This window comes from Streptomyces sp. Tu 3180 (assembly GCF_009852415.1).
Classification (GTDB): Bacteria; Actinomycetota; Actinomycetes; order Streptomycetales; family Streptomycetaceae; genus Streptomyces.
The window spans coordinates 792589-811873 of sequence record NZ_WOXS01000002.1; the positions used below are offsets into that span (position 1 = coordinate 792589).

Below are 19285 nucleotides of genomic sequence, written 5' to 3' on the forward strand. Positions count from 1 at the left end.
TGCTCCGGCGCGGTTCCGTGATCTGTGCGACGGAAGGAGCACAGATCCGTCGTCTGTCCGTTCCCCCGTCAGGAATCCGGAGCTGCGGCCCGTGCCGCCGGTGGACTGTGCGGCGCAGCCTCGGGGCAGGGCGCGCGGACGATCCCTCAGCCGACGCTCCGGCCACCCTCCGGATGCGGGGGCGGCCCCGGTGGACCAGGACCGCCCCTCGCCCTGTCGGTGCTCGGGGAACACCCCGCGGCGGCGGGGAGGACGCGGCCTTCCTCCGCGTGGCCGTCTCCGCGCCGGAGCACCCCCGCATCCGCGGGGTGCCCCCGCGGCCCACGTGCAGCACGGGAGCGGTGGGTGAGGTCCGCCCGAAGCAGCCCCGCGAAGCCCGCAAGGGCCTGGGACAGCACGCCGGCGGCCCGGCGGGCCGACCGCGGCGTTGCTCCGGTCGGGTGACGCGCGGAGGGCGGTCCGACGCCCCGGCAGGGACGCTGGCGTCAGGGCACCCTCCATGACAAGACGGCTCGCCGCCGCGCTGCTCGTCTGGCTCACCGCCCTCCCGGGGACGGTCGCGGCGGCCCCGGCCGGCGGGGATCCCGGGACCTCGGACGGGGCTCCCGCGACCGCCGACGACCCGCTGCCCGCCCTGGAAGGGGCCGCCCGTCCGCTGCGCACCGTGGAGCCCACCGGGCCCTTCGACGACCTGCGTCCCCTGGGGGAGACGGTGGGTGGCGCCCGGCTGGTCGGCGTCGGGCAGGCCGCCCACGGCGGCCACGACTTCCTCGCCCTCCAGCACCGGGTGTTCCGGTACCTCGTCGAGGAGAAGGGCTTCCGCTCCTTCGTGCTCGAAGCTCCCTGGAGCACCGGGCTCCGGCTGAACGACCACCTGCTCACCGGACGCGGCGACCCCGCCCGGATCATGTCCGAGGAACTCCACAACGCCTACCTGTTCATGCACACCGGCGAAGTCCTGGACCTGATCCGGTGGATGCGCGCGTACAACGTCGCCCACCCCGGCGATCCGGTCAGGTTCGCCGGCAACGACAGCAGTCACGCGGGCCCCGATCTGTACGACCGGGTCGTCGGACACGTCCGGCACGCCCACCCCGACCTGCTGCCCGCCGTCACCGAGCTGTACCGGGGACTGCGCCCCGCCCTGCCCGCCGGTGAGTACATGGTGACCTACCTCAACGAGCCTTCGGCCGTGCGGCAGGAGAAGGCCGAGCGCACCGGCCGCGTCCTCGCGCTGCTCCGCGCCCGCGAACCCGCCGGGACGGACGACGGCCACGCCTGGGCGGTCCGGCACGCCACCGCCGTCGACCAGGTCGCGCGCCAGTACGCCTTCGACTACGACGACCCGGGACAAGCGCGCGAGGCCCTGGCCTACCGCGACACCGTCATGGCGGAGAACACCCTCTGGTGGCTCCGGCAGACGGGCGACCGGACGGTGCTGGCCGCCCACAACGGCCACGTGTACCTGGAGGGCTACGACCCGGACTACCCGGTCGTCCGGGGCGGCCTGCTCCGCCGCGCGCTCGGGGACGGTTACCGGGCCGTGGGCCTGGCCTTCGGCCGCGGTTCCTTCAACGCCACCGACCGGGGCGTCGCCGAGCCCCGCGACGAGGACGTGCGGGCGTTCCGCTCGACGCCCGCCGCGCCCGACTCGGTCGAGCGCACCCTGGACCGGGTGAGTCACCGGAACTGGTACCTCGACCTGCGCGTCGCGCCACCCGCGGCCCGCACCTGGCTGGACGCTCCCCGGCCCAAACGGGAGATCGGCACGCACTGGCCCCGGGACCCGGACCGGGTCAACCTGCTCAGGTCGGTGGACGCGCTGGTGTACCTGCACGAGATCCGCCCGAGCCGCCCGCTTCCGCGCGGCTGACCTCTCCGCCGGCCTCCAGCCGCTCCTCCACTGCGGCTGAGGGACCGGTCCACGCGTGGGTGCCGGAGCCGACTCGCTCGGCCCCGGCACCGCGTGTTCGTCCGCGTCCCGGCGATCCGTGGACGGCCGGCCGCCCGGTGCGAGGGCAGCGGGTCCGAGCCCGGAAACACGCGTCGGGACGCCCCCTGTTCCTGTGCGGCGCGCTCGTCACACCCCACGCCGGCCCGACGGGACTTCGCCGGACTCCGGCTCCGCGCGCGTTCCTTCCGCGGCCCCCCCCACCGACCGCACTTCGAGGCCGCGTACCCGGGAAGCCGGGCGGCGGCCGGCAATCCGGGCCGATGGATCACGAAACCGCACTGGAGCACCAGACGCGTCCGGCGACCGGCCGGGCGCACCCCGCGCGGGAGGCGGGTGCACCCGGTGCGACTGGCCCGGCCGTCTCCCTTCTGACTATCATCCCTTTGCATATATAAATGAGGCTTTGTCCACCGAGGGCGGCCACCGAACGCGCGTGTCCTCGCCCGAGTGAGTGATCCATGTCCCGCACCGGCTCCACGGACGACGGCGACGAGCTTCTGGTCAGGCTCAGGACGCTGACGGCTCAGGCGCGGGCGCAGGCGGAGGTGCAGCGCTCCCGGGTCGAACTGGCCGTCGCCCTGCAACGCGGCATGCTGCCCAGGAGGCTGCCGGCCGCCGACGGGGTACGGCTGGCCGTGCGGTACGCGCCGGCCTACCAGGGACTCAACGTGGGCGGTGACTGGTACGACGCCTTCACGATGCCCGACGGCCGCATCGGCCTGTCCATCGGCGACGTGCAGGGGCACAACATCGAGGCGGCCGCCTTCATGGGGCAGGTCCGGGTCGGGCTCCGGGCGCTCGCCTCCGTCGACAGCGAACCGGGCGAGCTCCTCGCCCGGACCAACGAACTGCTGCTGTCCCTGAACTCGGACCTGTTCGCCACCTGTACCTTCATACGGCTCGACCCGGTCGCCCGGGTGCTGGAGAGCGCACGGGCCGGGCACCTGCCGTGCGTGTGGGCCACCGCGGACGGCCGGTCCGGGGTGACGGAGGACGAGGGAGGCCCGCCCCTGGGGATCCTGCCCGCGGCGGTGTACCCGGTGACCCGGTACCGGCTCGACACGGGCGGCGTGTTCGTCCTGGTCACCGACGGGGTCGTGGAGGGCCCGTCCATGCGGCTCGACGAGGGACTGGACCAGGTGGTGCGGCTCGCGGGCATCGCCGCGGTCGCGCGCATGGACGCGGACGCGCTCGCGGCCGCCGTGCTCAAGGGCGCGGAGCGGGTGGGGCACGACGACGACGCGGCCGTCCTGGTGATCGGGCACGACGGGCCGGCCGCTCAGCCATAGGGCCGCAGGCCCGCGCGTCCCGCCTCGCCGATGCGGCGGCCCCGGTGTCTGATGGCTTGTGTGGTGGTCAGGCAGGATCTGCGTGCACCGGTCGTCTTCGTGCTCGAGACGCTGGCCGTCGCCGCCTGCTACTACGCGGGGGGACGGCTGGGGCTGCTGCGCGACCTGACCGTCGGCGGTGCGGTGTTCTCGCCCATCTGGCCGCCGACGGGAGTGGCCGTCGCCGCCCTGCTGGTCTTCGGGCTGCGCTGCTGGGTGGGCATCGCGCTGGGCGCCCTGCTCGTCCTCATGCACCTCACCACGCTGCAACCCTCCTCGCTCGGCGTGCTCGTGGGAAACACCGCCGCGCCCGTGTGCGGATACCTCCTGCTGCGCAGGACGGGCTTCCGCACCGACCTCACGCGCATGCGCGACTGTCTCGCCCTGGTGTTCCTCGGCGCCTTCCCGGCCATGCTGATCAGCTCGTCCGCCGGCGCCGGCCTCCTCGTCGCCACGGGCGACCTCCCGGCACGGAGCTTCTGGTGGGTCTGGCTGGCCTGGTGGGTGGGCGACGCGATGGGCGTCCTGCTCGTCACACCGGTACTGCTCACGCTGTACCGGACGCGCCTGCCGTTGCGCTGGTCGAGATGGGAGGAGGCGGTGGGTCTGGCGGTCCTCGCGGGCTGCATCGTGCCGCTGGTGACCCACAACCGGGCCAGTCTGCTGTTCGCCGTCTACCCGCTGCTGATCTGGGTGGCCCTGCGGTTCCAGCTCGCCGGCAGCATGCCGTGCGCCCTGTTCGCCTCCGTCTTGGCCACCGTCGCGGCGACCGACCGCGTCGGACCGTTCGAGCGGTTGTCCGATCTGGAGGTCATGATCAACCTTCAGGCCTTCAACGGGGCGGTGGCCCTGACCGCCCTGCTGCTGTCCGCGGTGATCACCGAGCAGCACAACACCAGACGGTCCGTGGAGCGCGCCTGCCAGGAGCTGGTCGAGGTACTGGAGCATCTGACAGCGGGGGAATCCGCGTCCGGCCGGCCCTCGCGGGAGGAGGACGGGCGGCCGCAGAGCCGGACCGGGTGACCGGGTCGGAGCAGGCGGGCGCCGGACACGCGCCCGCGCGCGGGAACGTGCCGCCGGACCAGGAGCCGCACCCCGAACGGATCACGTCCTGCCCGTGTCTCCCGACCACTGCGACGACCTGCCGCGCACCGGCCTCACTCGCGCAGGGAGTCGGCGTCGCCCATGACGATCACCGGGTGCAGGTCGGGGTCGAGGGCGCGCAGGAGTTCCCTCATGTGGCGCTTGTCCAGGCTCACGCAGCCCTGGGTGGGCCCCTGGTGGTCGACGTGCAGCCAGATGCCGCCGCCCTTGTCGGCACCGAGCGGGCGGGTCAGGTCCAGCGGGGACGTGCCCGGCTCGCGGTTGTAGTCGATGGCGATGACGTAGTCGAAGGACCCCTCCAGCGGCTCCCCCAGGAGGCCCCTGCCGCTGACGCTGAACCCGTCCGACTGGTCGTACGGCAGTTCCGTGCCGGGATCGGGCAGCAGTCCCCCGGCGTCGCCGAGGGTGAACACGCCGATGGGTGAGCGCAGGTCGCCCGCCCGGTGATCGTCGGTCCAGCCCCTGAGGGCGTTGCGCGCGGGCCACACCGGACCCGCCTCCCAACCGGAGCCGGTGTGCTGGTGCAGCACGACCTCGGAGCGGTTGGCGTCCCTGCCCAGGCCGGTGACGACGACCACCTGGCGGGCGTTCCCGGGAATCCACGCCAGTGTCCGGGGGCCGAGGCCGGGGAGCCGGGCGGGTGGTCGCGTCTGCGCTCCGGCGCCGGCCCGGCCCCGCGCGGTCCTCGCGGTGTCGGACGGCCCGCCCTCCGGCGCGGTGGCCGCCGGGGTGTCCCGCGCCGCGGTGCCGGTGGACGCCCCGCATCCGGTCAGGGCCGCCAGCACGACGAGGACGGCGGCCGGCCACGGCGCACGGCCGCGCACCCGGACGGGGCCGCCGGATCGCCGGCCGCTCCGGGACGGAGCGCGGTGACGCGAACGGTACGGGCAGTCGATGGATGAAGCCATGCCCTCAGCCTGGCTTCGACTGTTCAGAAACACGTCAGCTCTCCGCGCGAGTCCGGGGAAGTCCCCCATCTGCCCTTCCCCGGGACGGTGCCGCCCGGCTCCCGAGGACCTCGGCCCGACGCCCGGACGGGTGAAGGAGCCGCACCCGACGGAGTACGGGCCCGTCCGGCGGAGTACCGCACGGGTGTCGCGTCGCCGGGCGCTCACCGGCCGCGCGCCGGGGTCGGCCACCACGCCCCCTCGGCCGATCCGGTGACGGTGACGTCCGCCGGCGCGGCGCTGCCGCGGGCGCGTCGTCACCGGTGGTGCGGGAGGACGAGTTCTCCGCCGCCGGATCACGTGTGCGCCCGGCGAGGCCGACGCTCGCGGCAGCCGGGGGGAGGGGTCCGGCTCCCGTCCCTCGTGTCGGCGGAAGGCGCACAACCTCCGGGGAGTCCGGGTCCCCCGTCCCGCACGAGGACGTCAACCGCCGGCCGTTCGAAGGAGAAACGGTCAACCCCGCCCGGCCGTACCATTGCTGGCCATCGGGGAACCAGAGGAAGAAAGGGGCACCGCCATGTCCGGGAGTCCGACCGCCGTCACCGACCTCACGTCGCAGTACACCGCCCAGGTCGCGAACGACTTGGAGCGCAACGTCAAGGAGCAGGAGCGCGTCACCGCGGAGATCGCCGCGCTCCAGGAGCAGTTGGCCGTGCTCCGGCACGACCACGCCCTTCTGGTGACCATGCGGCAGGCCCTGGGCCTCGCCGCGGCGCCCGCCGAACCCGCCGACACGCCCGGGCCCGTGGACACGTCCGAAGGCGTGGCACCGCCCGAGCCCGTGGACACGCCCGAGGCCGCGGACACGGCGGCGGGCGGCGCGACCGTCCCGGCGCCGCGCGGGAGGAGCGGCGCCGGGACGAGGGCGGGCAGGCCGAAGCGGACGAAGAAGGCGGGCGCGCGCACCGCCTCGGGGAAGTCCGCGGGCAGGTCGTCCGCGGCGAGGGCGGACCGGTCCGAGGCCCGGACGGCCAGGCCGGAGGGACCCAAGCTGGTCGAGCTCGTCCGCCGGCACCTGGACGAGCAGAGCGAGCCGCGCTCGGCGGCGGAGATCGCCGGCGCCCTCGGGCAGGCCCACCCCGAACGCACCATCAGGACCACGGTGGTGCGCAACACCCTGGAGGGCCTGGTCGCCCGCAACCGGGCCCAGCGCACCAAGCAAGGCTCGTCGGTCTTCTACACGGCGCCCGACGGCACCGGGCGGACCGCGGCGGACGAGGAGGCGGCGCGGGCCTGACACCGCCTCGTCGCCCGCTCACCGCTGTGTGTGGCGCACCTCCACCGGGTCGAGGGCGATCCGGGTGCGGGTGGCGCCGTCCGCCCACGTGACCTCGATCGTCGCGTCGTTCACCAGCACCTCCTCGACGGCCTCCGCCAAGGGTGCGGCGCTGGGGTCCGCGGTGAGGGACGCCAGGACGACGTGCACGGAGGTGCCCCCGCACCGGCCGGTGAGGCGCGGCACCCGGGCCCAGCGGGTCCAGGCCGTGCCCCGGGGAGCGCGGACGAGGTCCGGGGAGGGGCTGTCCCAGCCGTGCAGGCCGTGCAGGGCGGACGTCAGGGGCTCCTCGGGGCCGGTGGCCCAGCCGGTGTGGGTGAGACGTGCCCCCTCCGGCGCTCCCACGACCCGGTGCACCCGCAGCTCGTACCGGCCGTGCGCCACCGTGACGCTGTCCACCCGCAGGCCCGGGACCATCGGCGGGCCCCCGGCGAAGACCGGCCGGTGCCAGGAGGCCGCCCAGCCCCAGCCGTCACCGTGCCCGGCGCCCAGGGGGTGGACGCGGCGGCGCACACTGCGCCGGCCGCCGACCTCCACCGACAGGTGGTTGTCCGGGACGTTCCCGGGCGCCGTGGGGCCGGTGCGGGTGGAATAGGCCTGGCGTCCGTAGTGCGGGTCGTCCCCGTCCGCCGTCTCGCCCTCGTGCGGGCGCACGTGGTCGCTGCCGTGGTTGTGCAGGCGTACGATCCCGTCGGCCCGCGTGGCCTGGACGAGCAGTCCCGGCGCGGGCAGTGCCAGCACGCGGTCGGACTCCTCCACCGGGGCGGCCTCCTCGCGGGCCGTCCAGAGGGCGTGGTCGGCGGGGGCGAGCAGGGCGACGAAGGCCTTCGACGCCCAGTACGGTGACGCGGGGCCCGAGTAGCTCTGCAGGGTGGCCTCGTGCGGGCCGTGCCAGCCCGCGCTCAGCAGTCCGTCGGCGGTCAGCGCGCCCCGCTCCAGGAAGTACCGCAGGCCGCCGCTCGCGATGCGGCGCGAGGCGCCCGGCGCCAGCGGGGTGTGGCCGGTCACCGCGCCCAGCGCGACGGCCGCCGAGGCGGCGAAGCGGTACGTCAGCGACCGGCCGAAGTGCAGCGGCGCCCCGTCCGCGCCGGACATCAGGGACAGGCCCTCCAGGTGGGTGCGCAGCCGGGCTCCGTGGTGGGCCAGGGCGTCCGCGTCGCCGGAGAGGTGGGCGTCGAGCACCGGGTACAGGTGCAGCGCCCAGCCGTTGTAGTGGTCGAAGGCGCGGCCGTCCCCGTCGGCGTACCAGCCGTCGCCCCGGTACCAGCTCTCCAGCAGGTCCAGCGCGCGCCGGCGGGCCGCCGCCGTCTCGGCGTCACCGCGGCCGACGGACTCCAGGAACCCGGCGACCGTGTAGGGGAAGAGGTACCAGTTGTTGGGCGCCGGGGTGTGCCGCAGCGCGCCCCGCAGCCACTGCTCCGCGCGGTCCTGGACGCCGGCGTCGAGGTGCTTCCACAACCAGGGTGCGGTCAGCCGCAGGCCGAGGGCGACCGACGCCGACTCGACCATCGGCTGGCCCTGCACGTCGTGGTCGAGGATCAGCGGCCAGGACTCGGTGTCGTCGCGCCCGGGGGTGCGGGTGCCGCAGGCGAGGCCCTGCGCGTAGCGCTCCAGCAGTCCGTGGGGGTCGTCCCCGTCCGCTCCGGCGACGCGGAAGGCGGCGGCGAGGAACGTCCTCGCGTACCCCTCCAGCCCGTCGGAGCGCACGCCCGAGCGCGAGGGGCGCCCCGGCAGGTCCAGCAGCGCGCACCCGGGGGTGCTCCAGCGCCAGGCCGCCGTGAGGAGCCCGTCCGCCACGGCCTCCCAGTGGGCGCGGGTGTAACCGGTGCGGGGACTCGAGTGACGGTTCTCGGCGGGCAGTTCGAACGGGATGTTCATGCCAGGAAGGCCAGCCTTTCGCGTCGTACGGGGTGGAGGAAGCCGTCGCCGGAGGCCCAGCGCGCGATCTCGCGGAGGGCGAGATCGGCCAGCCGGCGCCACTCGTTGCCCTGGGAGCCGGCGAGATGGGGGGTGAGGAGGACGTTCTCGCACTGCCACAACGGGTGGTCGTGCGGCAGGACTTCGGGGTCGGTCACGTCGAGCACGGCGCGGACGCGGCCGGCCAGCGCGGCGTCGGTGAGCGCGTCCTGGTCGACGACCGCGCCGCGCGCCGTGTTGATCAGGACGGCGTCGGGGCGCATGGAGTCGATCAGCTCACGGCTGACCAGGCCGCGCGTCCCGGGCAGCAGCGGGGTGTGCACGCTCACGGTGTCGGCGCGCCGGAACAGCTCCGCCAGCCCGACGCGCTCCACCCCGAGCTCCCCGGCCTCGCGTTCGTCGACGAACGGGTCGTACAGCAGTACGTCGACGTCGTGCGGGCGCAGCAGTTCGACGACCCGGCGGCCGATGGAGGACGCCGACAGGACGCCCACGGTGCGGCGGTGGTTGCCGACCGAGCGGGGGGTGCGCAGCCAGTCCGGCCGGGTGCGCGAGGCGCGGTAGCCGCGCGCGCTCTCCAGGACCCGCTTGCCGGTGAGCAGGATCATGGCGAGGGTGTACTCCGCGACCGGCAGGGCGTTGGCCGCGGCGGCGGAGGAGACCTCGATGCCGCGGTCCCAGCAGGCGTCGGTGACGTGGCCGCGTACGCTGCCGGCGGTGTGCACGACGGCCCGCAGACGGGGCGCCGCCCGCAGCGCGTCCGCGTCCAGGGGCGGGCAGCCCCAGCCGGTGACCAGCAGCTCCACGCCGGAGAGCACGGAGCGGGCCCGGGGCGTGGTCAGGTCGTCCAGCACCGGCAGGGGTGCCAGGTCGCACAGCGCGGCGAGGGCGGCGAGCGAGTCGGGGTCGAGGACCGCCGAGGCGGCGTCCGGGGACATGGCCAGTGCGGCGCGGGGGCGGGAGCCGGGGCCGGACGTGGACGAGGTGGACTCGGTCATGGCGATGACGGAACTCCTTGCGGGTGCGGGGTCACTTCACGGCGCCGGCGGTCAGACCGCTGCGCCAGAAGCGCTGGAGCAGGGCGAAGGCGAGGACGAGCGGCAGCACGGCGAGCAGCGCCCCCATGATGACGACGGGGTAGTACTCCGGCGAGACCGACGCGGAGCTGTTCCACTGGTACAGGCCGAGGCTGACGGGATACAGGTCCTGGTCGGACAGCATCACCATGGGCAGGAAGAAGTTGTTCCAGATCGCGGTGAGCTGGAAGAGGAAGACGGTGACCAGGCCGGGGCCGAGCATCCGCAGCGCCACCCGGACGTAGGTGGTCAGCTCCCCCGCGCCGTCGATGCGCGCGGCCTCCAGCACCTCGTCGGGCACGTAGCCCTGGCTGAAGACGCGGCCGAGGTAGACGCCGAACGGGTTGAACAGGACCGGGACGAACACCGCCCAGAAGGTGTTGACGACTCCCGCCCCGGAGGCCATCAGGTACAGCGGCAGGGCGAGGACGGTCTGCGGCACCATGACGGCGGCGAGCACCAGCCCGAACAGCTTCTCCTTGTGCCGGAAGCGGTACTTGTCGAAGGCGTAGCCGCAGGCGACGCTCACCAGCGAGCCGACGGCGGCGCCGAGCACGGCGTACAGCAGGCTGTTGACGTACCAGCGTCCGTACAGGCCGCCGTCCATGGCGAACAGGTCGCCCAGGTTCCGCAGGAAGGAGAAGTCGCCCAGGGACAGCAGGTCGCTGCCGAACAGCGCGTCCCGGTTCTTGGCGGCGGCGAGCACCAGCCACAGCACGGGCAGCAGCGTGTAGAGGACGGACAGGCCGACGACGGCGTTGACCGTGGCCCGGCCCAGCAGCCGGGGGTGCGGCCGGGTGCTGTCGGTGACGCTCATCGGGCCTCCTCGGCGGCGGCGTTGCGGCTGGTGAAGCGGGTGACGCCGTAGGACAGGGCGACGGTGCACAGCAGCAGGACGACCGAGGCGGCCGCGGCCAGGCTGTAGTTGTTGCGGGTGAAGGCCGCGTCGTAGATGTACATGCTGGGCGAGAACCGGGAGTTGATCATCGGTGAGGACTGGCTGAGCAGCATCGGCTCGGTGAACAGCTGCAGGGCCCAGATCAGGGTGAACATCGCGACCATCACGGTGGAGGCCCGCACCAGCGGGGTCTTGACCCGGAGCGCGGTGCGCACGGGGCCGGCGCCGTCGACGACGGCGGCCTCGATCACCTCGCGGGGAACGGCCTGCAGGGCGGCGTAGAAGACCACCGTGTTGTAGCCGAGGTTGCTCCACAGGGCGATGTTCACGATGGACGGCAGGACGGTGTGCACGCCCAGGAAGTCGACGGTGACGTCGGCGCGGGCGAGCAGGTCGACGACCGGGCTGATGCCGGGGGTGTACAGGTACAGCCAGATCAGGGCGGCGATGATGCCGGGCACCGCGTGCGGCAGGAAGAGACCGAGCTGGGCCCAGGCGCGCAGGCGGACGGCTCCGGAGTCCAGCAGCAGGGCGAGGGCGAGCGCGCCGGCCACCACGAGCGGGATGTAGACCAGGCAGTACAGGGCGACGGTGCCGAGTCCGCCGAGGAAGGTCGGGTCGGTCAGGACGGCGGCGTAGGCGCGCAGTCCCACGAAGACGGTGCGCTCGGGACCGAAGCCGAGGCCGGGCTGGTCGTCGCTGTGGAAGCTCAGGTACACCGCCGTGCCGACGGGGACGAGGAAGACGGTGACCAGCAGGAGGAAGAAGGGCGTCATCAGCACGCCGCAGGCGCCCAGCCGGCGGCGGCGGGCGGTCCTGCGGAGACGGCCGGCGGGGAGGACGGTGGGCGGTGCGGGGGTCCGCACGGGGTGCCCGGTGGTCGCGGTCATGAGGGTGTCACCTGCCTTTCGGGCGGCTCAGGTGCTGTGCTGGGTGGTCGACAGGCCGAGGGCCAGCAGGTCGGGCATGGTGCCCTCCTGGGCGGCGCGCACCGCGTCGACGAGGGAGCCGCGGCCCGCGCCGACGCGGGCGAAGGAGTCCTGCATGACCTTGCCGGTGGCGGTCATCCGCGGGCCCCAGACCCAGCCGTCGCGGATCTTCTCCGCCTCCTGCCGGAAGAGGCCGTAGACGTCCTGGCCGCCGTAGTAGGACCGGTCGAAGGCGTCCCGGCCGACCGCGACCAGGGCGGAGGCCGCCGGGTACTGGCTGCTGGTGCCGCTGGAGAGGCGGGCGCGCAGGGCGTCGGGGTGGGAGACCTGCCACTCGATGAACTCCATCGCCGCCTCGGGGTGGCGGCTGTCCTTGGTGACGGCGAACGTGGAGCCGCCGTGCGTGCCGACGGCGGGGCGGCCCGGGTCCCACTGCGGCAGCGGGGCGATGCGCCACTGGTCTCGCTGACCGGGGCGGGCGTTCATCTGGGCACCGGCGTCCCAGGCCCCGCTGAGCCGGGTGAGGACCAGGCCGCCCCCGATCTGGGCGTCGGACTGCCTGCTCTCGACGGCGTTCACGAAGACGTCGCCGCGGTCGATGAGGTCCTGCCAGTACGCCGCCACGCGCCGGGTCGGCGCGTCGGCGAGGGAGACGTTCCAGGCGCCGTCGCGGGTGTCGAACCACTGGGCCCCCGCCTGCCAGGAGTAGGCGGCGAACTGGGTGGCCCCGTCGGTGGGGAACAGCACGAGCCGCCGGTCGGGCGCCTTGCGGCGCACGGTGGACGCGAGGGCGGCGAACTCCTCCCAGGTGCGCGGGACCTCCAGTCCGTAGCGGTCGAAGAGGTCGGCGCGGTAGTGCATGACCATGGGCTCCACGTCCAGCGGCACGCTGAACGTCCGTCCCTGGAAGGTGGTCAGGCCGAAGGCCTGGGGCAGCAGCTTCGCCCGCAGGGAGTCGCCGACCAGGTCGGTGACGTCGAGGGCGACGCCGTCGATGGCGAAGCCCGGCACCTGCGGGTACTCGATCGTGGCGACGTCGGGGGCGTTGCCGGCCCGGGCGGCGTTGCTGAGCTTGGCGTAGCCGCCCTGGCCGCCGGAGGGGATCTGCTGGAAGTCGACCTGGATGCGGTCGTGCGTGCGGTTGAAGGCGTCGACGACCTCCTGGCTGCCGCGCAGGGCGGACCAGAAGGTGACGCGTGTGGCCTTGCTGGTACCTCTCGTGCTGCGTGACGGGGCCTGCGCTCCCCCGCTGCAGGCGCCCAGGGCTCCTGTCAGCGGCGCGGCGGCCATCGCGGCGAGCACGGATCGACGGGGGTGTCGACCGGGCATGGCGCCTCCCGCGGCTCCTGCGTGTCGGGGACACGGCTGTTCGGGACACGGGAATCCTCAACGCCCGACCGACAAACGGTCAATAGATCGATCAGAAGAAAATGAAACGTTCAAACGCTCATCGCGTTGGTCGCGCTCGTCCTGCTCGCTCCGCCCGTTCCCCGGAGCCGGCCCGCGCACGGGTCGATCCGCGCACGCTCAGCGCCGGCAGCAGTTCGATCCGCCGCACCGGCCCCGCGGGGCCGCGCGGCGCGTCGAGCCGCTGGAGCAGCAGCTCCGCCGCGGCCCGTCCGACGTCCGCCTTGGGCGGGGCGACGGCCGTCAGCGGCGTGGTCCCGAGCCCGGCCACCACGTCGTCGTACGCCACGACCGAGCAGTCCTCGGGCACCCGCACGCCGTCGTCCGCCAGCTGCTGCACGAGCATCAGCGCGTCGACGTCGCCGTGCAGCACCGCCGCCGTGGCGCCCGTCTCGCGCAGCAGCGCGGACAGCTCCGCCGTCTCCCGGGCCGTGTACGGACCGTCCTGGCCCGCCCCCGGGGCGCTCAGCGTCCACGCCCACCGCTCCACCAGCGGATGCTCCTCGGCGATCCGCGCGAACGCGGCCCGCAGGGTGCGCGCGGTGGGGCTGTCGTCCCGGGTGGCGAACACGATCCGCCGGTGGCCGAGTTCCACCAGGTGCTGCACGGCGAGCCGGGCGCCGTAGCCGTGGTCGGAGCAGACCGAGTCCATCGCGTGCAGCGCGCTGCCCGCCCGGGGCCGCCGCTCCATCAGCACCGCGGGCACGTCCAGCGCGGCGAGCCAGGCGCAGTCGCCCTCCTCGTCGGCCCGGGTGCGCCAGCGCGGGGCCAGCAGAAGGCCCGTGGCGCCGTCCGCGAGGGCCCGCTCCACCAGGGGCCGCTCGGCACCGGCCACCTGCGGCGCGATGTGCAGCGCGATGCGCTTGCCGGCCGCCTCGAGCACCGACCGGGCGCCGTGCAGGGACTCGTAGAGGTAGGAGTGCCGCTCCGGGACGACGACGGCCACCGCGTCCCCGTCCGGGGGCGTCGTCGCGGGCGGTTCCTGTGCGGCGAGGGCGGAGCGGACGACGCCGTGCCCGCGCCGCAGCCTGCCCTCGCGGGCCAGCTCCTCCACGTCCCGGCGCACCGTCACCACCGACACCTGCAGCTCGGCGGCGAGGTCGCTCACCCGCGCCGAACCGCGGGCCTCGATCGCGGCCAGGATCCGCTGTCTCCTGAGCTCGACCGGCTCCCGCATGGGACCCCTCCCGCGCCTGGATGTTCGTTTGAACGATACGGGCATCATAACGATCGGCCGGAGGGCCTCGGCGGTGGCCGGTACGGCGCCGGACGGCCGGCCGACGGCGGACACCGGTCACGGTGCCCGCCGTCGGCCGGGGGCGCGCCGGATCGCGCCCGGGATCATGGCGAGCGGGCCGCCCGGGGCGGGTGCGGCGGCCGTGGCCCGCGTGGAGGTCACCGGTGTCGAGCGGGTGGCCCGGACCAGCACCTTCGTGCGGAAGTCCGTCCCCGGCGGCGAGTTCCGCCCGGCCGACGTCAACGGCCTGCCCGCGCTGCTGGTCGTCAAGGACGGGACGGTCGCGGCGCCGGTGTGCGCGACCGCGGGGCCGGACGGCATCGACGGCCTGTACCGGATCCTGACGCCGGAGAAGCTGCGGGCCCACGAGCGGTCGGCCCGTCGGGCCCGCTGAGCCGGCTCCCCGCGGTCAGCCGGCCGCGGTCACCTCCACGGCGAGGTCGTTGTCGACGGTGTAGTAGGGCCGTACGGCGGCCCCGCCGACGGTGACCCTCGGGTACACGTACACCCCCTTGCGGTCCGCCACGTCGTCGAACAGGCGGCCGATCCTGACCGGGGGCGCGCCGGCCGCGGGCCGGAGGAAGGCGTCCCAGACCCGGGAGCCCGGGGTCCCCTCCGCCAGTTCCGCGTAGTCGACCGTGAAGGAGAAGTCCCCGTCCCCCGCCGGGCGGGGCCGGTACTCGCGCTCGGTTCCCCCGCCGCGCAGCCGCAGCCGCACGGCGGCGTCCCCGGAGAGTTCGGCGCCGTGGAGACGGGCGCGGACCGTCATCGCCCCGTCCGCGATGTCGATGGGTCCGGCCTCCGCGTGGGCGGTGCGCCGCCAGGCGCGGAGGGCGAGGAAGCCGTCCTTGGTGGCGTACGGCACCCTGACGGCCACCGGGGACGTCCACTGGCGCGCGCCCCCGTCGACGAGCAGCCGCAGGTCCCGCAGCCCGGGGCGCAGCCGCTCGCGTCCGGCGTCCGGTCCGCGCAGCAGGTACGCGTCCCAGCGGCCCTCCGCGAGCACCGGCCGGGGTTCCAGCACGGCGCGGAGGTGGTCGCCGCCGGGTTCGAGGCCGAGGACGTGCGACGCCTCCTCGGGCCGTCCCTTCTTCGGCCGCAGGACCAGCAGCAGCCGGGGGTGCGCCGCGCCTGCTTCCGCCTGCGGCAGCCGCAGGCGGAAGGTGATCCGGCCGTCGGTGCCGGCCGAGCAGTCGGCGCGGAGTTCCGTGGTGCGTGCGGTGCTCATCGGCGTCCCTTCCGTACGGTGCGCAGCGCCCCGAAGGCGGCGGCGTGGGCGAGGTCACGGGCGGCGTGGCCCCGGGTGAGGAGGGCGTGGTGCATCCCGCCCCGGCCGGGTGCGCCGCGCCGTCCGCCTCTCCTGGCCTCCACCGCCTCCTCCAGGAGGCGTTCCGCCCGCGCCACGACCGGCCCGGGGGCGAACCGGCGTGCGTGGTCGACGGCCGCCCTGCCCATGCGGCGGCGCCGCTCGTCGTCGCGTATCAGGTCCAGGAGCGCCGCGCCGAAGGCCCTGCCGTCCCCGACCGGCACCAGCCGGCCGTCCTCGCCGTCCTTGATGATCTCGCCCGGCCCGTAGGGGCAGTCGGTGCTCACGACGGGCAGTCCGCAGCGCATCGCCTCGACGATGGTCATGCCGAACGGCTCGAAGTCGGACGCGGCCGCGCCGATCGAGCCCTTGACCCACTCGGCTTCCATGGGGGTGGCCGCGCCCATGAGGAAGACGTTGTTCCACAGGCCGAGCGTCTCGATCCGTGCGCGCAGCCGGTCCTCTTCCTCGCCCTTGCCGTAGATGCGCAACCGCCAGTCGGGAAACTCGGCGACGACCCGGGCGAACGCCTCGATGATCAGGTCGTACCGCTTCACCGGGACCAGCCGGCCGGCCGCGATCACGATTTTGGCGCTGCCGTCCGCGGCGGGCAGGACGGGGTCGGGGACGCTGTTGGCGAGGGCCTCCACCCGTACGCCGGGCAGCCGCATCCTGCGCCGGTAGGCGCCGGCGTCCGCCTCGGTGACGGTGGTGAGCACGTCGAGGTGGCGGTAGGCGCGGCGCAGCGCGGTGCGCAGCGCGGGCGAGTGGTTGTCCAGGGTGAGGTGTTCCTGGCCGACGCGTGCGACGTGCCGGGGGGCCTGGAGCGCGAGGTGCACGTTGAGACCCGGGCGGGTGCCGATGACCACGTCGGCGTCCGTGCCCTCCAGGCACTCGGCGATCCGCTGGTCGGTCAGTTCGCTGTACTGGTGGTGGCGGTACTCGGCGGAGGGGAACACCCTGGCCGGTCTCCGGTGCAGCGGATGGTCCTTCTCCCGCCGCAGGTCCACCAGTGCGCGCAGTCCCACCCCGGGGTGCGGCGTGAGGTTGGGGTGCTCCCGGTGCCGTAACACGGAGACGACCTCCACGTCGTGCCGTTCGGCGAGGGCGCCCGCCAGGTTGAACGTGGTGGTGATCGTGCCTCCGATCCCGTAGGCGTTGTGGATCAGAAAAGAGATCTTCATGGCGGTCTAGACCGCGAAAAGCGTTCAGGAGTTGTCCGCTGTTATCACTTCGTGGCCGTGGTGGTCACCGGCCGTTCAACTGCCGTTGCCGGGCCGCTGGACGCGCATGCCGGGGCGGCGGCGGTGGACGGTGAGGTAGGTCAGCCCCTCGGGACCGGCCGCGAGGGCGCGGGTGGAAGCGTGCGGGAGCCAGGTCAGGGTGCCGGCGGGGAGGGGGTGCGTGCCGTCGGGGGCGGTCAGGGTGCCGTCGCCGGCCAGCACCAGCAGGAGGACGTCGAGGTCGGGCTCGCGGTGGGTGTCGACCCGGTGTCCGGGCGGGAGGCGGACGACGTTGGCGTCGAGTTGCCGGCCGGACTCGGCGAGCCGCCACAGGGCACCTGCGGGCGCGTCGCCGAGGGCCGCCAGCGCGGCCGTGTCGCACAGGATCCGCGGGAGCGGGACGTCGTCGCCGGGCGCGCCGGGGGTCTCGCCGCCGTCTGCCGTCATCCGGTGTCACCGTCCCGTGTGCCCGACCGCACCGGTTGTCCGCGGCCGCCCTCCGGAGGGGAACCTAGCACGCCGTTCCGGGCAGCTCCGCGAGCCAGTCCGTCAGGATGCGGTTGGTCTCCTCGGGGCGTTCCTGCTGGATCCAGTGGCCGCAGCCGTCGAGGATGTGACAGGACGTCAGGCCGGGGAGCGTGCGGGGGAACGCCTCGATCGCGTCGGCCATCCACGTGGTGGACGCGTCCAGGCCGCCGCCGGCGAACAGGGACGGCTGGGTGAGGGGTGCGCCGTCGTGGCCGGCCAGGTCCGCCCAGTCGCGGTCCACGGCGCGGTAGCGGGCCAGCGCTCCGCTCAGGCCCGTGCGCTCGAACTCCCCGGCGTAGAAGTCGAGATCGGCCTCGCTCAGCCAGTGGGGCGACCGGTGGGCCGGGAAGCGGTCGCGCAGGGTCCTGCCCGGGGTGACGAAGTGGGGGTCGGGTGCGCCGGGTGCGGGCATGGTGTCGGCGGACAGGGCCGCGTAGAAACCGGCGAGCCAGCCGCGTACGTCGGGCTCGATCTCGGCCTCGGCGCGGCCGGGTTCCTGGAAGTACGAGACGTAGAACTCGTCGTCGCCGCCCAGCGACGCGAAGACCGTGCTCGGCCTCGGGCCGCCGCGCGGGGCGTACGGAACGCTGAGCATGCCCACCGCGCGGAAGACGTCCGGCCTGATCAGTGCGGAGTTCGCGGCGATGGCCGCTCCCCAGTCGTGGCCGACGACCACGGCGGTCCGCTCGCCCAGGGCGTGCACCGCCGCGACGTTGTCCGCCACCAGCTCCAGCATGCGGTAGGCGTCGGTGGCGGCGGGCCTGGAGGAACGGCCGTAGCCGCGGACGTCGACGGCGGCCGCGCGGTAGCCGGCCGCGGCCAGGGCGGGCAGCTGGTGGCGCCAGGAGTACCAGGACTCGGGGAAGCCGTGGACGAGCAGCACCAGCGGGCCGGTGCCCTGCTCCACCACGTGCAGCCGTCCCGCGGGCGAGGGGACGAGCCGGTGCGTGAGGTCGTTCGCGGGGTGCGGTGACATGCGGTCTCCAGGTGTCCGGGGTCCTGCGGCGTCCCGGTCCGTCGTGCGCCGGGGCCACGGCCGATCATGGACGGGACCACGGGGGCGGGACGAGGTCCGTTGCCGCTTCGGCAAAACCCCGGTCGCCGCCCTCAGGTCCCGCGTGCCCCGGCACCGTCCGTCACCCGGCCGAGGGGATGCGCCTGCGCGTCGCCGGGTCCGGGGGCGGGCCGTTCGCCGCCGGCCTCGTGGGAGGCGGTGAGCCGCAGCAGCGCCTCCCGGCGGTCGACGGGGTTGGTCCGCCGGTCGGCGAGCCCGGCCGCGATCAGCCGGTCGACCATGCGCATCGGGGTGGACGGGCGACCCGGCGCCGTTCCGCGGCAGCCGCTTCCCCGTGTGCCGCGGTGCGCGTGGTGCCACCGGAGTGACATGGGCGACCGGCGGGGCGGAGGCCGGTGCGGGCAACGTCCGCCGCCCGTAAGGTTTCCGAGCGGGACCGGCGGGACCGGCCGTCTCACGGCAGCGAGCGGCCCGGCCCCTCGTTCCCGGTTTTTTGCGCTGTGCAATGATCTTGGCGGGACCCGGTGCGGACGAGCGGCGTCACCGGCGGGCCCCGGCACACGAGAGGAACGAACGGACGTGACCGCGCAGAGGCCGGACGGCGGCGGAACGCCGGAGGGCGGGGACGGCGTGCCCTCCCTGCCCGAGGACGTCTGGCAGCGGTTCCTCACCGACGACGAGCACGCCATCCGTGCCTCCGCCCCCAGGGAACCCTCCGCGCGGCAGCGGGCGGCGGGGCGGTGGCCGCAGCCGCCGCGCACCGGTGACGGCGCGGAGCAGCGGTACGGGGCGGCGGACGCGGTCGGTGACCTGTGGCGCCCGGACGACCCGTGGGAGGGCCCGTCCTGGCGGGACCTGGACGGCCGGGCCAGGCTGCGCCGCGTCGGCCGCGTGGCGGGCACGGCCGCCGCGATCGCCCTGGCCCTGGGCGCCTGGTCCCAGCTGTCCACCGGCGCGGGCACACCGGCCGAGGGGCCCGGCGACACCGTCCTGCAGCAGTCGGAGGACGCCCCCGCGGAACTGCCCGCGGCGACGTCCGTGCCGGCCGGCCTGACCTCCCCGTCCCCGGCCGCCTCCGCGGTCCGGTCCGGCTGACGCGCGCCGTCCGCGCCCGGCCGGACGGACCGGGCGCGGTCCGTC

The 19285-nt window shown here is 74.8% G+C and carries 18 protein-coding genes; 6 read left to right on the top strand and 12 right to left on the bottom strand.

All coding sequences use genetic code 11. The annotated features are described in order from the left end of the window. The first annotated feature begins 499 nt into the window (after positions 1-499). The 3 genes from GL259_RS04440 to GL259_RS04450 all read left to right on the top strand — a co-directional run bounded on the left by GL259_RS04440 (position 500) and on the right by GL259_RS04450 (position 4305). On the top strand, positions 500-1873 hold the full coding sequence (locus GL259_RS04440; RefSeq protein ID WP_243762248.1) for an erythromycin esterase family protein: 1374 nt from the start codon (positions 500-502) through the stop codon (positions 1871-1873). A gap of 539 nt (positions 1874-2412) precedes the next feature. Then, the gene (locus GL259_RS04445) at positions 2413-3243 is read left to right on the top strand and encodes a PP2C family protein-serine/threonine phosphatase (protein WP_159529336.1); all 831 of its coding nucleotides are present in this window, start codon (positions 2413-2415) and stop codon (positions 3241-3243) included. A 51-nt stretch (positions 3244-3294) separates the two neighbouring features. Beyond that, entirely contained in the window at positions 3295-4305 is a 1011-nt protein-coding gene (locus tag GL259_RS04450) for an MASE1 domain-containing protein (protein WP_208026432.1), read from the top strand. A 134-nt stretch (positions 4306-4439) separates the two neighbouring features. On the opposite strand, the gene GL259_RS04455 is transcribed toward GL259_RS04450, so the two are convergent. Continuing rightward, positions 4440-5294, bottom strand: coding sequence for a hypothetical protein (locus GL259_RS04455; RefSeq protein ID WP_159529340.1), 855 nt, complete (start codon positions 5292-5294; stop codon positions 4440-4442). 556 nt (positions 5295-5850) lie between these two features. Here GL259_RS04455 and GL259_RS04460 point away from each other — a divergent pair. Next, positions 5851-6570, top strand: coding sequence for a hypothetical protein (locus GL259_RS04460; RefSeq protein WP_159529342.1), 720 nt, complete (start codon positions 5851-5853; stop codon positions 6568-6570). Positions 6571-6588: 18 nt separating this feature from the next. On the opposite strand, the gene GL259_RS04465 is transcribed toward GL259_RS04460, so the two are convergent. From GL259_RS04465 to GL259_RS04490, 6 genes are all read right to left on the bottom strand, one after another. Beyond that, positions 6589-8487, bottom strand: coding sequence for a DUF2264 domain-containing protein (locus GL259_RS04465; RefSeq protein ID WP_159529344.1), 1899 nt, complete (start codon positions 8485-8487; stop codon positions 6589-6591). Continuing rightward, on the bottom strand, positions 8484-9524 hold the full coding sequence (locus GL259_RS04470) for a hydroxyacid dehydrogenase (protein ID WP_159529346.1): 1041 nt from the start codon (positions 9522-9524) through the stop codon (positions 8484-8486). Before GL259_RS04470 ends, GL259_RS04465 begins: the two co-directional genes overlap by 4 nt. Positions 9525-9555: 31 nt before the next feature. Next, on the bottom strand, positions 9556-10419 hold the full coding sequence (locus GL259_RS04475) for a carbohydrate ABC transporter permease (RefSeq protein WP_159529348.1): 864 nt from the start codon (positions 10417-10419) through the stop codon (positions 9556-9558). Next, positions 10416-11390 carry a sugar ABC transporter permease gene (locus GL259_RS04480; RefSeq protein WP_159529350.1) on the bottom strand — a complete coding sequence of 325 codons (975 nt, stop codon included), beginning with the start codon at positions 11388-11390 and terminating at the stop codon, positions 10416-10418. The genes GL259_RS04475 and GL259_RS04480 overlap by 4 nt, the downstream gene beginning before the upstream one ends. A 27-nt stretch (positions 11391-11417) precedes the next feature. Continuing rightward, positions 11418-12758, bottom strand: coding sequence for a sugar ABC transporter substrate-binding protein (locus GL259_RS04485; protein WP_159529352.1), 1341 nt, complete (start codon positions 12756-12758; stop codon positions 11418-11420). A gap of 118 nt (positions 12759-12876) precedes the next feature. After that, positions 12877-14013: a substrate-binding domain-containing protein gene (locus tag GL259_RS04490; protein ID WP_159529354.1), complete on the bottom strand. Its 1137-nt coding sequence runs from the start codon at positions 14011-14013 to the stop codon at positions 12877-12879. A 202-nt stretch (positions 14014-14215) separates the two neighbouring features. Here GL259_RS04490 and GL259_RS04495 point away from each other — a divergent pair, with 202 nt between their 5' ends. Further along, positions 14216-14467 (top strand): hypothetical protein, encoded by a 252-nt coding sequence (locus GL259_RS04495; RefSeq protein WP_159529356.1) that lies wholly within the window; start codon positions 14216-14218, stop codon positions 14465-14467. A gap of 15 nt (positions 14468-14482) precedes the next feature. Here the strand turns inward: GL259_RS04495 and GL259_RS04500 are convergent, their stop codons facing one another. The 5 genes from GL259_RS04500 to GL259_RS04520 all read right to left on the bottom strand — a co-directional run bounded on the left by GL259_RS04500 (position 14483) and on the right by GL259_RS04520 (position 18426). After that, complete coding sequence (locus GL259_RS04500; protein WP_159529358.1) at positions 14483-15301, bottom strand: transferase; 819 nt, start codon at positions 15299-15301, stop codon at positions 14483-14485. Beyond that, complete coding sequence (locus GL259_RS04505; protein ID WP_159529360.1) at positions 15298-16563, bottom strand: glycosyltransferase family 4 protein; 1266 nt, start codon at positions 16561-16563, stop codon at positions 15298-15300. Before GL259_RS04505 ends, GL259_RS04500 begins: the two co-directional genes overlap by 4 nt. A 75-nt stretch (positions 16564-16638) precedes the next feature. Beyond that, complete coding sequence (locus tag GL259_RS04510) at positions 16639-17049, bottom strand: hypothetical protein (protein ID WP_159529362.1); 411 nt, start codon at positions 17047-17049, stop codon at positions 16639-16641. Between the two features lie 64 nt (positions 17050-17113). Continuing rightward, positions 17114-18106 carry an alpha/beta hydrolase gene (locus GL259_RS04515; protein ID WP_159529364.1) on the bottom strand — a complete coding sequence of 331 codons (993 nt, stop codon included), beginning with the start codon at positions 18104-18106 and terminating at the stop codon, positions 17114-17116. A gap of 131 nt (positions 18107-18237) precedes the next feature. Further along, positions 18238-18426 (bottom strand): hypothetical protein, encoded by a 189-nt coding sequence (locus GL259_RS04520; protein WP_347814613.1) that lies wholly within the window; start codon positions 18424-18426, stop codon positions 18238-18240. A gap of 298 nt (positions 18427-18724) precedes the next feature. On the opposite strand from GL259_RS04520, the gene GL259_RS04525 reads away from it, so the two are divergent. Beyond that, positions 18725-19240: a hypothetical protein gene (locus GL259_RS04525; protein ID WP_159529366.1), complete on the top strand. Its 516-nt coding sequence runs from the start codon at positions 18725-18727 to the stop codon at positions 19238-19240. Positions 19241-19285: the final 45 nt, after the last annotated feature.

Coding starts and splice junctions, on each gene's coding strand:
- GL259_RS04440 (WP_243762248.1), top strand. CDS start 500: ATGACAAGACGGCTCGCCGCCGCGCTGCTCGTCTGGCTCACCGCCCTC.
- GL259_RS04445 (WP_159529336.1), top strand. CDS start 2,413: ATGTCCCGCACCGGCTCCACGGACGACGGCGACGAGCTTCTGGTCAGG.
- GL259_RS04450 (WP_208026432.1), top strand. CDS start 3,295: ATGGCTTGTGTGGTGGTCAGGCAGGATCTGCGTGCACCGGTCGTCTTC.
- GL259_RS04455 (WP_159529340.1), bottom strand. CDS start 5,294: ATGGCTTCATCCATCGACTGCCCGTACCGTTCGCGTCACCGCGCTCCG.
- GL259_RS04460 (WP_159529342.1), top strand. CDS start 5,851: ATGTCCGGGAGTCCGACCGCCGTCACCGACCTCACGTCGCAGTACACC.
- GL259_RS04465 (WP_159529344.1), bottom strand. CDS start 8,487: ATGAACATCCCGTTCGAACTGCCCGCCGAGAACCGTCACTCGAGTCCC.
- GL259_RS04470 (WP_159529346.1), bottom strand. CDS start 9,524: ATGACCGAGTCCACCTCGTCCACGTCCGGCCCCGGCTCCCGCCCCCGC.
- GL259_RS04475 (WP_159529348.1), bottom strand. CDS start 10,419: ATGAGCGTCACCGACAGCACCCGGCCGCACCCCCGGCTGCTGGGCCGG.
- GL259_RS04480 (WP_159529350.1), bottom strand. CDS start 11,390: ATGACCGCGACCACCGGGCACCCCGTGCGGACCCCCGCACCGCCCACC.
- GL259_RS04485 (WP_159529352.1), bottom strand. CDS start 12,758: ATGCCCGGTCGACACCCCCGTCGATCCGTGCTCGCCGCGATGGCCGCC.
- GL259_RS04490 (WP_159529354.1), bottom strand. CDS start 14,013: ATGCGGGAGCCGGTCGAGCTCAGGAGACAGCGGATCCTGGCCGCGATC.
- GL259_RS04500 (WP_159529358.1), bottom strand. CDS start 15,301: ATGAGCACCGCACGCACCACGGAACTCCGCGCCGACTGCTCGGCCGGC.
- GL259_RS04505 (WP_159529360.1), bottom strand. CDS start 16,563: ATGAAGATCTCTTTTCTGATCCACAACGCCTACGGGATCGGAGGCACG.
- GL259_RS04510 (WP_159529362.1), bottom strand. CDS start 17,049: ATGACGGCAGACGGCGGCGAGACCCCCGGCGCGCCCGGCGACGACGTC.
- GL259_RS04515 (WP_159529364.1), bottom strand. CDS start 18,106: ATGTCACCGCACCCCGCGAACGACCTCACGCACCGGCTCGTCCCCTCG.
- GL259_RS04520 (WP_347814613.1), bottom strand. CDS start 18,426: ATGGTCGACCGGCTGATCGCGGCCGGGCTCGCCGACCGGCGGACCAAC.